The 13367-nt window shown below is 76.2% G+C and carries 8 protein-coding genes and 1 pseudogene; 6 read left to right on the forward strand and 3 right to left on the reverse strand.

Annotation, left to right across the window (positions count from 1 at the left end):
• Nucleotides 1-48: 48 nt before the first annotated feature.
• Nucleotides 49-567 (forward strand): phage tail protein, encoded by a 519-nt coding sequence (locus E0L36_RS09360; RefSeq protein ID WP_180928694.1) that lies wholly within the window; start codon nt 49-51, stop codon nt 565-567.
• Entirely contained in the window at nt 564-1928 is a 1365-nt protein-coding gene (locus E0L36_RS28245) for a zinc ribbon domain-containing protein (RefSeq protein WP_308416679.1), read from the forward strand. The genes E0L36_RS09360 and E0L36_RS28245 overlap by 4 nt, the downstream gene beginning before the upstream one ends.
• A 60-nt stretch (nt 1929-1988) precedes the next feature.
• Here E0L36_RS28245 and E0L36_RS09365 read toward each other — a convergent pair.
• A pseudogene (locus tag E0L36_RS09365) lies at nt 1989-4757 on the reverse strand (LuxR C-terminal-related transcriptional regulator); the annotation flags it as partial.
• Nucleotides 4758-4952: 195 nt separating this feature from the next.
• On the opposite strand from E0L36_RS09365, the gene E0L36_RS09370 reads away from it, so the two are divergent.
• The 3 genes from E0L36_RS09370 (at nt 4953) to E0L36_RS09380 (ending at nt 8504) form a co-directional block, all read left to right on the forward strand.
• The gene (locus tag E0L36_RS09370) at nt 4953-5591 is read left to right on the forward strand and encodes a response regulator transcription factor (protein WP_180928352.1); all 639 of its coding nucleotides are present in this window, start codon (nt 4953-4955) and stop codon (nt 5589-5591) included.
• 151 nt (nt 5592-5742) lie between these two features.
• Nucleotides 5743-6444, forward strand: coding sequence for a DUF4255 domain-containing protein (locus E0L36_RS09375; RefSeq protein ID WP_180928353.1), 702 nt, complete (start codon nt 5743-5745; stop codon nt 6442-6444).
• Nucleotides 6441-8504: an ATP-binding protein gene (locus tag E0L36_RS09380; protein ID WP_180928354.1), complete on the forward strand. Its 2064-nt coding sequence runs from the start codon at nt 6441-6443 to the stop codon at nt 8502-8504. The genes E0L36_RS09375 and E0L36_RS09380 overlap by 4 nt, the downstream gene beginning before the upstream one ends.
• Before the next feature lie 55 nt (nt 8505-8559).
• On the opposite strand, the gene E0L36_RS09385 is transcribed toward E0L36_RS09380, so the two are convergent.
• Entirely contained in the window at nt 8560-10320 is a 1761-nt protein-coding gene (locus E0L36_RS09385) for a hydantoinase B/oxoprolinase family protein (protein WP_180928355.1), read from the reverse strand.
• Nucleotides 10317-12413, reverse strand: coding sequence for a hydantoinase/oxoprolinase family protein (locus tag E0L36_RS09390; protein WP_180928356.1), 2097 nt, complete (start codon nt 12411-12413; stop codon nt 10317-10319). The genes E0L36_RS09385 and E0L36_RS09390 overlap by 4 nt, the downstream gene beginning before the upstream one ends.
• Nucleotides 12414-12600: 187 nt before the next feature.
• On the opposite strand from E0L36_RS09390, the gene E0L36_RS09395 reads away from it, so the two are divergent.
• Nucleotides 12601-13242, forward strand: a complete 642-nt coding sequence (locus tag E0L36_RS09395) for a GntR family transcriptional regulator (protein ID WP_180928357.1) — start codon at nt 12601-12603, stop codon at nt 13240-13242.
• The last annotated feature ends 125 nt before the right edge of the window (nt 13243-13367 follow it).

Below are 13367 nucleotides of genomic sequence, written 5' to 3' on the forward strand. Positions count from 1 at the left end.
GAGCGGGGCTCGATCGACGGGCTGCGCTCCTCCGCCCCGCTGACGGACATGCTGCCCGCGGTGTTCGCCGACGACGACCTGGCGCTGCGCTTCCTGGCCGGGCTGGACGAGGTGCTCGCGCCGCTGCACAACGTCCTCGACTGCCTGGACGCCTACTTCTCACCCACCCTCGCGCCCGAGGACTTCGTGCGCTGGCTCGGTGAGTGGGTCGGCGCCGCCACCGACGGGCCGGGCCTGCCCGAGGACCCGGAGCAGCTGCGCGCCGCGGTGGCCGCCGCGGTCCGCCTGCACCGGATGCGCGGCACCCCCGGCGGCCTGGCCGAGGCGATCCGGCTGGTCTTCGGCGCGGAGCCGCGGATCACCGAGAGCGGCGCCGCCAGCTGGAACGCCCGCCCTCTCGGGCCCGTCCCCGGCGAGCGGCGGCCCCGGCTGCACGTCACCCTCCCGCTGCCCAGCCCGACCCCGCTCGACCAGTACCGGCTGGAACGCCTCGTCGCGGTCAACCGCCCCGCGCACATTCCCTACACGGTCCAGGTGACCACCGCTGAAAGGACGACCGACAGGTGACCGACCCCTCCTCCCCACACGGCAACCGCCCCGGCGGCGACGACCGCCGTGCCGAGGTCTGCCCCGAGTGCGGCACCCGCCCGGCACCCGGGCAGTCCTTCTGCGACGGCTGTGGCAACGTCCTGAGCTGGACGCCGGATCCGGCGGGTCCGGGTGGCGGCCACCGCCCCTCCGCCCCGGCCACGCCCCCCACCCCCACTCCCGAGACCGGCGCCGGCGCTCCCGGAGCGTCCGCCTCCGGTAGCGCCGGGCCGCCGGACCCCCCGAGCGCCGGGTCCGGCGGAAGCGCCGACGCGGACGGGAACACCGGGACCGCGGAGTCCGCCGGCAGCACGGCCCCCGGAGGTCCGGCCGCACCACCGGTCACGCCCCCCGTCGCGGCCCCCGGGCCGCCGTCCCCGCCCCCGCCCGCCCCGGGCGGACCCGACAGCACCACCGAGACCGCCCCGGCCGCGCGGACCGACGAGGAGGAGGAGCGGGCGCGCGCCCTGCTCATCCCGGTCAGCGACCCCGAACAGCGCCCGGCCGCACACTCGCCCGAGGCGGCGCCGGTACTGCCCGGACGGCCCGAGCCCGCCCGTCCGCGCGTCCGGGCCCCCGGCGCCGGAACCGAGGACGGCGGCCTCGTCTGTCCCTGGTGCGAGACCGGCAACCGGGAGGACCGGCACTTCTGCCACCGCTGCGCCATGTCGCTGGCCCCGCGCCCCGCCGAACCCGGCCGCCTGCCCTGGTGGCGCCGCCTCACCGCGCGCGACCGGCCCGCGCCCTGGGCCGGGGACCGGCCACGGCTCCGCCGGAACCTGGACCGGCTGCTCAGCTGGACCGTCGGGGTGCTCGTGCTCTCCCTCGTGGTGTACGCGGCGTTCAACGTCGGCAACGCCTACAACGCGGTACGGGACCACTTCGCCAAGCGCGCCCCCACCGCCCCCACCAGCGTGCGGGCCTCCGACACCCACGGGAAGCACGACGCCGACCTGGTCAACGACCGGCTCAACGACACCTGGTGGAGTCCCGGCATCAGCGGCTCAGGGAAGGGCGCGTGGATCGAGGCCCGCTTCGACCGGCCCGTCCGGATGCTCGACCTGCTGATCACCCCCGGCATCTCCGCCCGCCCGGACGACCTCAGCAAGGCCGTGCTCCCGCAGCGGCTGGAGGCCCGCATCACCACGCCCAAGGGGGAGAAGCTCACCCGCACGCTCACTCTCGACCAGGCCAGCGGCGCCCAGCGGCTGAAGTTCCGGGTCGGTGAGGTCAGTTCCGTCCGGTTCATCATCCGGTCGGTCTACGGTGCCAGGAACGACAAGTCGGTCTCCATCGCGGAGATCGAGTTCTTCGGCCGCTCCCGTGCCGGCAGCACCTGAGGGACCGGCCGCCGGGCCTCCCGGACCGGGTACCGCCGCCAGCGCCGCCGCCAGCGCGGTCCGGCGGCGGATACCCAACTTCCGGTAGGTGTGCGTCAGATGGGTCTCCACGGTCCGGCGGGCCAGATGCAGCGTGGCGGCGATCTCCGCGTTGCTGCGGCCGTTCGCGGCGAGCGCCGCCACCCGGCGCTCGCTCCCGGTCAGCGCCCCGGCGCCGGTGTACCGGGCCGCGCCGGAACGGGCGCCGCTCTCCGCCAGCGCCCGTTCCGCCGCGGCCAGCAGCAGTGGGGCGCCCAGCCGTTCCGCCGCCGAGGCCGCCTCCCGCAGCAGGGCCCGCGCCTGACGCTGGTGCCCCGCCGCCGTCAGACCACGGCCGTGCGCGAGCCGCGCGGCGGCCAGCTCACCGGACGGCCCCGTCACCCCGGTCTCCGGCCCGGACCGCCCGGCGACCTCGGGACACAGCACCCCGACCGCCCGTCCGGTGAGTTCCAGCCCACGCCGCCCCCCGGTGCCCTCGCCGAGCACCCGCAGCGCCCGGCCCAGCACCCGGGGCGTGTTCCACACCAGGGCCAGCCGGTGCTCCTCCTCCGCCAGGGCGAGCGCCGCCGGGGTGTCGCCGAGCGCCAGCTCGCACTCCGCGGCGGCCGAACGCCACGCGGTCACCGCCGGGTTGAGGATGTCCCGGGCGTTCTGCCGCCGCCCGCAGTCCAGGAAGTCGGCCAGCGCCGCCCGGTGATCCCCGCGCGCCGCGCGCAGCACCCCGCGGGCGTACAGGAAGCGGTTCAGCTCCCAGCCGTCGTCGCCGTCCCGCACCGGTACGCCCGCCACCAGCCGCTCCGCCTCGGCCAGCCGCCCGGCGTGGGTCAGCGCCACCACCGTGTGCGCCAGCGGGTTGCTGGCCCGGCCACCCGCCCCGGCGCCCGCGTCCCCGCCCGGGCCGGGCGGCTGCGGTGGGGGGAGTGGATGGCGGCCGAGCGTGGCCAGGGCGTCGGCCCGCACGTTCAGCAGCGCGTGGTGCGCCGGATGCGGGGGCGACAGCCGCTCGGCCAGACCGCGGCGGACCATCCGCTCGGTCTCCTCCGGAAGGTCCGCCCACTGGGTGACGGCCGCCGCCGTTCCCAGCAGGTACGGCAACAGCGGCCGGTCCTCGGGCGCCGCCAGCAACTCCCGTACGCGGCGCACCGCCCGCTCGGCCGAGAGGAGTCCCGCCGCCGCCTCGTAGCGCACCAGCAGACCGCGCACCGCGGGGCTGAGCAGGGTGGGGGAGCGGTCGGTGGTGTCCCGCAGCCGCTGGTACACCTCCCGCCGGATCTCCCGGTCGTGGTCGGACAGCAGCGCGGCGGCCGTCCGCACCGTCCGCGCCAGCACCGGATCGTCCTGCGTCTCCTCCGCGTCGCGCAGCACGTCGAACGCCGCCCGCTTCTCGCCCCGCCGCACCAGCGCGGCCCCCAGGGTGACCGCCGTCAGCACCCGCTGCTCCGGGGCCCGTTGCAGCCGCAGCGCCTCGGTCAGCCGGGGCACGCCCGCCGACCGCGCGGTCCCGTACTCCAGCGCGCCCAGCCGGGTGAGCGCCATGGCCCGCCGCTCGCGCGGCATCGGCTCGTCCAGCGCGCCCCGCAGGTACGCGACGGCCTCCTCCTCCCGCTCGGCCTCGGCCGCCTGGGCCGCCGCGTCCAGCAGGGTGTCGGCCGCCCAGCCGGAGCCGACCGGCTGACAGCGCAGCACGTGCCGGGCCACCAGCGGCGCGGGCTCGCCCCGCCGGTGGCGCAGCACCGCGGCCCGGCGGTGCGCGGCGCGCCGGGCCTGCCGGGGCCAGCCGTCCAGCACCGTCTCGCGCAGCAGCGGGTGGGCGAACAGCGCCCCGTCCCCGCCGGGTTCGCCACACAGGGGCCCGAGCCGGGTCATCGCGGTGAGCCATCCGGCGACCCGCGCCGCGTCCGCGCCGCTCGCGCCCGCGAGCAGCCCGGCGCCGACGTGCTCCCCCTCGCCGCCGGAGCACTCCAGCTCGGCCAGCGTCCGGGCCACGCCGGCGGTCTCCGGCCCGGCGGAGTCCAGCCACCAGGCCACCGCCGCCGCGAAGGCGCCCGGATACAGCTCGGCGCCGCTGCCCGGGAACGCCGCCGGAGCCCGCCCCTCGGGGGCCGTGGCACGCAGGTCCTCCAGCAGCGCCCGCAGCAGCAGCGGACTGCCCGCTCCCGCCCGCAGGCAGTGCTCCACCCAGCTCCCGGCCACGTCCGTCCCGAGCGCCCCGCGCACCAGCGTCCCGGCGGCCGCCCGGCTCAGCGGCGCCGGGCTGTGGGCGCGGAAAACCGAGGGGGCGAGGGCGTGCGCGAGGCCGGGCGCGGGAGCGGCGACGTCGTACTGCGCCCGCTCCCCGGCGACCAGCAGCACCGGCAGGCCCGCCAGCCGCCGGGCGGCCTCGGCCAGCCAGCCGCGCGAGCAGCGGTCCGCGAGGTGGACGTCGTCCACGGTGAGCAGCACCGGGCCCGCCGCCGCGTACCCGCACAGCCGCCGCCACAGCCGGGCGGCGGTCGCGGCGCGCTCGCCACGGGCGCCCGGTACCCCCTCCTCGTCCAGGCTGAACCCCCAAGCGGGGTCGAGCAGTTGGAGCACGGGAGCCAGCGGGGAGCGGACGTCCCGCGAGCAGGTGGCCCGCAGTACCCGCATCCCCCGCTCCGCCCCGTGCCGCGCGGCGGCGTCCAGCAGCGCGCTGCGGCCGATCCCGGTCGGCCCACGGAACAGCAGCAGCCGCCCGGCGCCCGACCTCGCCCGCGCGGCCTCCTGGGCCAGCAGGCCCAGCGCCGTCTCCCGTTCGAGGAGCGCGGTCATAAGGCCCGGTGTCGCGTCGCGGGGCCGCTCCCGTGGCCGGTTCCACCCATCTCGTGGTCAACCACGATTGCCGTCTCCCGTGCGGCCACCCGAGGCTGGGTGGTGCCCGGGCGGCGGGCGACGCCGTGCCCCCGTGGCGTGGCGGCGGCGCCGGCGGGGCACCCATCCGACTCCCGAAGGCAGGTACACAAGGGCATGGTTGTGCACGTCCGGACCAGGATTCCGGTCACCGTCCACGCGTCGGACCCGCTCTCGCACGCCGGGGCGGTGAGCCAGCTCCGCCCCCAGCCGGAGGTCGAGCTGGTCGAGGAGGGGGCCGCGCGCCCCGGGACGGTAGCCGTACTGCTCGCCGAGACGCTGGACGAGACCACCCTGGGCAGACTCCGGAGACTGATCCGCTCCGAGGGCACCCGCGCCGTGCTGGTCACCGGGGCCGTCCGGGAGGCGGAGCTGCTCCAGGTGATCGAATGCGGGATAGGCGCCATCGTGTGGCGCCGGGAGGCCACCGCGCGACGGCTTCTCCAAGCCATTCTCGCCGCATCCCGGGGCGATGGGGATCTTCCCCCCGATCTGCTCGGACGACTCATCGCGCACATCGGCGTCATGCAGCGCAACACCACGACCTCCCCCGACTCCCCGGTCTCCGGGCTCACGCCGCGCGAGGTCGACGTGCTGCGTCTCGTGGCCGAGGGACTCGGCACCGGCGAGATCGCCAGCAAACTCTCGTACTCCGAACGCACGGTAAAGAACGTGATGCACGGCCTGACCACACGGTTGCACCTGCGCAACCGGGCGCACGCCGTGGCCTTCGCCCTCCGTGAAGGCTACATCTGACGGAGCGTCCGCTCGTCAAGGACCCCCGGGGCAGGGTTGGCTGCCCCGGGTCCGGCACCGGGGTGCATGATCCCGTCCCCGCGCGCCCCGCACCATGGACCCGCGCCGTACCGGGCGGCGCCCGAACGACGCGGGGACGGGGAGCGCGAACGTGATCCACGAGGTGGACGACGTACTGAAGAAACTGCTGAGCGGCGGCGCCCTGGCCGGATCCGGGATCGAGGTGGTGCTCGACGCCCCCACCCGCGACTGGGCCGCCCGCCGCAACGCGCCCACCATCGACGCCTACCTCTACGACATCCGCGAGGACGTGCACCGCCGCGAACGCGGGGCCACCGCCGTCCGGGACGAGCGGGGCGTGGTGACGCGCAGGCGGCGCCCGCCCCGCTGGTTCCGGCTGGCCTACCTGGTCACCGCCTGGACCAAGCGCCCGGAGGACGAACACCGGCTGCTCTCCGCCGTCCTGGCCACCCTGCTCACCCGCGAACTCCTCCCGCCCTCCGAACTCAGCGGCTCACTGGCCGAGTTGGGCCTCTCGGTCCCGGTGACCGTGGCCAGCCCGCACACCGAGGCCCGCTCCTTCGCCGACATCTGGTCCGCGCTCGGCGGGGAACTCAAGCCGTGCGTCGACGTGGCGCTCACCGTCCCCTTCCCCGCCCACCCCGACTACCCGGCGGGGCCGCCGGTCACCGAGGGCGCGGGCGTGCGGATCCGGAGCATCGAGGGCGACCCGGGCGACAGCCCCGAGCGCTACCACCACCCCCGCCACCTGCGCGGCGCACCCGGCGAGGGCGGACCGGCCGCCGCCGGGATCCGCCCCCGCGCCGGGGAGGGGCGGGCTGAGCCGCGGTGAGCGACACCGGCCCGCTGCTCCACCACCTCGCGCTGCTCCGGGAGCGGGTGGCCGCGCTGGTGGAGCGCCGCTCCGCGAACGACCCCACCGCCGCCGACCCGCTGCGCGGCCTCTACCTCTCGGAGGACGCCGTCCGGCGGCTGCTCCACCCCCCGGCGGGCGAACCCCCCGACCCCGGCACCGACCTCGACCCCGGGCCCGGTACCGAGGGCGGCCCTCGCTCCGGCCCGGACCGTACGGCGCCGGAACCCGGGACGGCCGGGGACCGGCTCGGGCGGCTCGCCGCCCGGCTGGGCCTCACCGCGCTCGACCAGCGGCTGCTGCTGATCGCCTGCGCCCCCGACCTCGACCGGACCTTCGAACCGCTCTACGGCTACCTCAACGACGACGTGAGCCGCCGCCGGGCCACCACCGGCCTCGCGCTGGAGCTGTGCGGAATCGCCGCGCACTCCGCGGCGGCCCGGGCCCGTCTCCACCCGTCCGCGCCGCTGCCCGTCCTCGGGCTGCTCAACGTCGAGGAACCGGAACGCCCCTTCCTCAGCCGGTCGTTGCGCGTCCCGGACCGGGTCCAGGCCCACCTGCTGGGCGACGACACCCCGGACGCGGTGCTGGGCGGGCACGTCCGGGAACTGCCCGCCACCACGCCCGCCCCGCCGGAGCCCGGCTCGGTTCCCGCGCGGCTCGCCGCCCGGCTGGCCGCCGGACCGTTCACCGCGTACCTGCGGGAGCACCGCGCGGGCGACGGGCTGGCCTGCGCCGCGACCGCCCTGCGCGCCGCCGGGGCCGCGGCGCTCCGGCTCGCCCCCGGCGAGGCGACCCCCTACGCCGAGGTGCTGCGCGAGGCCCGGCTCTCGGGACGCGCGCTGGTGGTGACGCCGCTGCCGGAGGAGCCCGGACCGCTGCTGCGCGCGCTGGCCGGCACGGACCTCACCGTCCTGCTCGCCGATCCGCGCCCCTGGGACCCCCGCTGGGACGAGGGCGGACCGCAGCCCCTGGTGCTGGACACCGGACGGCAGCGGGCCGGGGACCTGACGGTCTGGAAGAGCGCCCTGGACGCCGCCGCCCCGGAGGCGACGGCCGGTCCCACGCTGGACCCCGGGCTCGACCTGGGCGCCGCCGTCGCCGCCTACCGGCTCGGCGGCGAGGCCATCCACCGGGCCGCCCGCGCCGCCGTGGAGCTGGCCTCCTTCGACGGGGTCCCGCTGACCGCGGCCCACCTCCGGCTCGCCGCACGGCAGCAGACGGCCTCCGGTCTGGAGCGGCACGCCCGGCGCATCCGGCCCGACGTCAGCTGGGACGACCTGGTGCTGCCCCCCGAACCCCTCGGCCACCTGCGGGAGTTGTCCCGGCGCTCCCGCCACCGCGACCTCGTCCTGGGACAGTGGCGGCTGAGCGCCGGAGGCGGGCGCGGACGGGGCGTCCTCGCGCTGTTCGCGGGCGAGTCCGGCACCGGCAAGACGCTCTCCGCCGAGGTGGTCGCCGCCGACCTGGGCCTGGACCTGTACGTCGTGCAGCTCTCCTCGGTGGTCGACAAGTACGTCGGGGAGACCGAGAAGAACCTGGAGCGGATCTTCGCCGAGGCCGACCGCACCGACGCGGTGCTGCTCTTCGACGAGGCCGACTCCGTCTTCGGCAAGCGCTCCGAGGTCAGGGAGGCCGGGGACCGCTACGCCAACATGGAGAGCGCCTACCTGCTCCAGCGCCTGGAGTCCTTCGACGGCATCGCCCTGCTGACCACCAACTTGCGCGCCAACATCGACGAGGCGTTCACCCGGCGGCTCGACCTAGTCGTCGACTTCCCCTTCCCCGACGCGGCGCAGCGCCTCGCGCTGTGGCGGCACAGCCTCGCGCACGTCCCGCGCGCCGACGGCATCGACCCGGGGCGCTGCGCCCGGGAGTTCGAGCTGGCGGGCGGGTCCATCCGCAGCGCCGTCGTCACCGCCGCCTACGCCGCCGCCGAGCGGGGCGGCCCGGTGCGGGATGAGGACCTGCTGGAGGGCGCGCGGCGGGAGTACCGCAAGGCGGGCCGTCTGGTGCTGGACGAGGACAGCCCCTGGTGAACGCCGCCCGAGCGCGCCCGCGGGCCCCGGCCGTCACGGCCGGGGCCCGCCGGCGTCAGCCCGCGGTGCCGTCCGCCGCGCGCCCGGGGAGCGGGACCGCGGTGTAGGACTCCGGGGGCCGCACCAGCGCCCCGGGGTCGCCGGTGTAGGTGACCTCCACGCCGTAGTGCTCCCGGGCCGCCTCGGGCGACACGTAACCGCCCGCCACGTCCTCCAGCACGCGGGCGACCGGGCGCCGCCACGGGTCGCCGTACCCGCCGCCGCCCGGGAAGCTCAGGTGCACCACCGAGTCCGGGGCGAGCCGCACCAGTTGCTTACGCGGCAGCCGCTCGCCGGTGGCGTCGTCGGTGACCTCGCCGGTCGCCCCCCGGTGTCCGCCCGCCGCGCCCGGCGCCGGGTGCTCCACCCGGTCGACGTTGGCGTTCACCGTCCAGCCGTGCTCGCCGCGGCGGCTCACGCGCATCACCTGGCCCAGCCCGCCACGGTGCGCGCCGGGTCCGCCGGAGTCGGTGCGCAGCTCCCGGCGCCGCTGGACGAGCGGGGTCAGGGTCTCCAGGACCTCGGTGGGCGCGGCCCGCACCCCGGTCGGGAACCCGGTGGTGTTCAGCCCGTCCTTGTCCGGGCGGCCGCCCACGCCCCCCGCCCCGAACAGGGTCAGGGTGAAGGGCTGCGTCTCGTCCATCTCGCCGCCCCGCCAGACCGTCATCCACAGCGCGTCGGAGCTGGGCGCGGGCAGCCCCTCCGGCACGGCCGGGCGCAGCGCGTCGAACAGCAGGCTGGGCAGGAAGTGCCCGACGAGGTGGCGGGAGGCCACCGGCGCGGGGTCGATGCAGTTCAGCACCGAGCCCCGGGGCGCGGTGACGTGGACGGGCCGGAACGACCCGGCGTTGTGCGGGACCTCGGGGGCGAGCGCCGCTTTGATCGCGAACGAGGTGTAGGCGCGGGTGTAGTTGAGGACCACGTTCACGCCGTGCGCGGACTGCGGGGACGAGCCGGTGTAGTCCACCTCGACGCTGTCGCCGCTGACGGTGATGGCGACCGCGAGGTCCAGGGCCCGTCCGTCGAAGCCGTCGGAGGTCATCCGCGCCTCGTACCGTCCGTCGCGCAGCCCCCGCAGCGCGTCCCGGAGCGCGGTCTCCGAGCGGAGCATGATCTCGCCCGCCACCGCGTCGATGTCGTCCAGGCCGAACTCGCCCATCATCCGGTCGAGGCTGCGGGCGCCGACCTGGTTGGCGGCGACCTGGGCGTAGATGTCGCCCATCGTCTCGTCGGGCGTGCGGACGTTGGCCCGGATCAGCTCCTCCAGCGCCCGGTCGGGACCGGCGGCGGTGCGCAGCTTCAGGATCGGGAGCCGCAGCCCCTCCTCGAACACCTCCGCGGCCGCGGCCGAGAGGATCCGCCCGCCGATGTCCGGCGAGTGACAGCAGCTGGCGAACCAGGCCACCAGCCTGCCCGCCCGGAAGACGGGGGTGGCGACGGTGATGTCGTTGATCTGCCCCGCGGTCATCCAGGGGTCGTTGGTGATCAGCACGTCGCCCTCGGCGAGCGCCCCGGGCTCGTACTTCGCGACGATGTGCGACATCCCGGTCGCCATCGCGTTGATGTGCCCCGGGGTGCCGCCCGAGGACTGCCCGACCATGCGCCCCCGGCTGTCGAACACGGCGCACGCCAGGTCCAGGCACTCCCGGACGACGGGGCTGAAGGCGGTGTTGACCAGCGCCGTCTGCTGCTCGTCCAGCAGCGAGTGGAGCCGGTTACTCACCAGGCCGATGAGGACCGGGTCGACGGGGCGGCCCGGCGTGGGGAGGCTGGTCATCGGTTTCCTCCGGGGGCGAGGTGGACGAGGATGCTGCTGTCCTCGGTGACGGTGCAGCGCGCGGACGGCGGCACGACCAGGGTGGACTCGCGCTCCCGCACGAGCGCGGGCCCCTGGAGCTCGGTTCCCGGGGCCAGCCGGTACCGGTCGTAGACGGCGGTGGGGACGTAGCCGCCCGCCGCCGGGAAGTAGGCGTCCCGGTGGCCGACGAGGGCGTCCCCGGCGTCCGCCGGGTGCTCGGGCCGCAGCCGGGCGCGGGGGTCCGGGCCGCGTGAGGAGACCCGCCAGGTGAGGATCTCGACCTCCACCCCCTGCGGGGCGACCGTGCCGAAGCGCTGCTGGTACTGGTCGGCGAAGCTCTCCCCGAGCTGCTTCCGCCAGCCGTCGCCCCACTCCGGCACCGGCACCTCGATCTCGCTGCCCTGGCCGACGAACCGCATGTCGAGGGTGCGTTCGTGGGTGACCTCCCCGGCCGGTACGCCCGACGCGGAGAGCACCCGCTCGCCCTCCTCCTCCAACTGCGCGAACAGCTCGCGCGCCGCCGTCAGTTCGACGGTGCCCAGTTCCGCGTGGCGCGAGCGGACCAGGTCGATCGACATCGGCGCGGACAGGAAGCCCAGCGCGCTCAGCACCCCGGCCGCGGGCGGCACCACGACCGCGGGGGAGCCGAGCGCCGCCGCCACCCCGGGCCCGTGCAGCGGGCCGTTGCCGCCGGAGACGAACAGCGGCAGCCGGGTGGGGTCCTGGCCCCGCTCGATGGCGTGCACCCGGGCCGCGTTGGCCATGTTCTCGTTGGCCGTGGCGTGGATTCCCCAGGCGGCCTCGGCCACCCCGACGCCGAGCCGGGTGGCGACCCGCTCCTCGATGGCGGCGCGCGCCGCCTCCGCGTCCAGCGTCATGTCGCCCCCGAGGAAGCCGTCGGGGTCCAGGTAGCCGAGGACCACGTCCGCGTCGGTGACGGTGCAGTGCTCACCACCCCGGGCGTAGCTCACCGGGCCGGGCTCCGAACCGGCGGAGTCCGGGCCCACCGTGATCAGGCCGAGGGAGTCAACCCGGGCGATCGAGCCGCCCCCGGTGCCGATCTCGATCATGTCGATGACGGGGGCGCGCACCGGCAGACCCGACCCGGCCCGCAGCCGGTACACCCGGTCGACCTCGAAGGTGTGGGTGACCAGCGGGCGGTTGGCCTCGATGATGCACAGCTTGGCGGTGGTGCCGCCCATGTCGAAGGCCATCTGGTCCGGCCGGCCGGCGGTGCGCCCGAAGGCGATGGCGCCCAGCGCGCCACCAGCGGGCCCGGACTCCAGCATCCGGATGGGGAACCGGCGGGCCACGTCGATCGCGGCGAGCCCCCCGTTGGAGAGCATGATCAGGGGGTCGTTGCGCAGGCCGAGCCGGGTCAGCCGGTCCCGCAGGTCCGCCAGGTAGGTCTCGACGAGCTGCTGCACGTAGACGTTGGCGAGCGTCGTCGAGCACCGCTCGTACTCGCGGATCTCGGGGTTGACCTCGCTGGAGAGCGCGACCCGCAACTCCGGCGCGGCGGCCCGCAGCACGTCCCTGGCCTCCCGCTCGTGCGCGTCGTTGGTGTGGCTGTGCAGGAAGCAGACCGCCACCGCCCCCACCCCGGCCGCCGACAGCTCGGTGGCCAGCTGCCGTACGGCCGCGGTGTCCAGCGGGGTGTCCACGCCGCCGTCGGCGAGGATTCGCTCGCGGACCCCGAACCGCAGGTGCCGGGGCACCAGCGGGCGCGGCAGCTCCAGACCGAGGTCGTACAGCTCGTAGCGGTGTTCGCGGCCCATCTCGACCACGTCGCGGAAGCCCTCCGTCGTGATCAACGCGGTCCGGGCGCCCCGCCGTTCGATGAGCGCGTTGGTGACCAGGGTGGTGCCGTGGACGACGGTGGTGATGTCCCCGGCGTCGAGCCGGTGCTGGGCCAGTGTCCGCCGCAGCACGTCCTCGACCGCCGCGGCGGGCTCGCCGTGGGTGGTGAGGGTCTTCCCGACGGCCACGATCCCGGAGTCGTCGAGGATCGCCATGTCCGTGAAGGTGCCACCGATGTCTACACCGACCCGCAGCGCGCGGGAGTGGGTCATAACAGTCCTCCGGGCGTTCTGGGGGAGCGCCGCGCCACTCTGCCGTGGGCGTCACGCCCGGCGGACGCTACAGATCGTCTGACGATCCTGCAAGGCGCCGGACGGCGGCGGATAGACTTCCCCAACGGTCAGGCCAGCGGGTTTTCCTCAGGTGGCCGCGCTCGTGCGTGGCCAGGAACGGAGCAGAATGTCGGACTCAGCGGGCACCGCGAGCCGGGTGGCGGACGCGCTGCGCGCCCAGATCGTCTCGGGTGAACTCAAGCCGGGTACCCGGCTGTCGGAGGAGCGGGTGCGGGAGGCGCACGGTGTGTCCCGCAGCACCCTGCGCGAGGCCTACCAGCACCTGGTCCGGGAGCGGCTGCTGGTGCACGAGCTGAGCAGGGGGGTCTTCGTCCGGCAGCTGTCCCGCGCGGACCTGGCCGACCTCTACGAGGTCCGGCGCCTCGTCGAGTGCGCGGCCGTCCGCGGCATCAGCGTCCTGACCCCGGCGGGTCTGCGCGCGCTGTCGGCCGCGCTGTCCGACGGCCTCACCGCCCGGGAGCGGGAGGACTGGGACGCGGTGGCCGCGGCGAGCATCCGCTTCCACGAGGCGCTGGTCGCGCTCGCCGGGAGCGAGCGGCTGACCGCCATGATGAGCGGGGTGCTGGCGGAGTTCCGGCTCGCCTACGCGCACATGGGCGACACCCGGGTGTTCCACGCGGCCTACCTGGAGCGGAACGTCGAGATCGCCGACGCCCTGCGCTCCGGCGACGTGGCCGGGGCGGCGACGCTGCTGGAGACGTACCTGGCCGACGCGCGGGCCGCGCTGCTTGAGCAGTACACCGCCTGACGGTGGGCGGGCGAGGGAGGGGGCGACCGGGCGCGGGGAATTTTCCCCGTCACATCCATTGCAGATCGTCGGACGATTTTTTACAGTCGGCGCACCGTTGAGGCGCCGTCGGCGCCAGCAGTGCG

It is taken from the genome of Streptomyces sp. AJS327 (assembly GCF_013450295.1).
Taxonomy (GTDB): Bacteria; Actinomycetota; Actinomycetes; order Streptomycetales; family Streptomycetaceae; genus Streptomyces.

Bases quoted from the DNA above. Each gene is read 5' to 3' on its own strand.
- E0L36_RS09360 (WP_180928694.1), top strand. From the start codon at position 49: ATGCTGCCCGCGGTGTTCGCCGACGACGACCTGGCGCTGCGCTTCCTG.
- E0L36_RS09370 (WP_180928352.1), top strand. From the start codon at position 4,953: ATGGTTGTGCACGTCCGGACCAGGATTCCGGTCACCGTCCACGCGTCG.
- E0L36_RS09385 (WP_180928355.1), bottom strand. From the start codon at position 10,320: ATGACCAGCCTCCCCACGCCGGGCCGCCCCGTCGACCCGGTCCTCATC.
- E0L36_RS09390 (WP_180928356.1), bottom strand. From the start codon at position 12,413: ATGACCCACTCCCGCGCGCTGCGGGTCGGTGTAGACATCGGTGGCACC.
- E0L36_RS09395 (WP_180928357.1), top strand. From the start codon at position 12,601: ATGTCGGACTCAGCGGGCACCGCGAGCCGGGTGGCGGACGCGCTGCGC.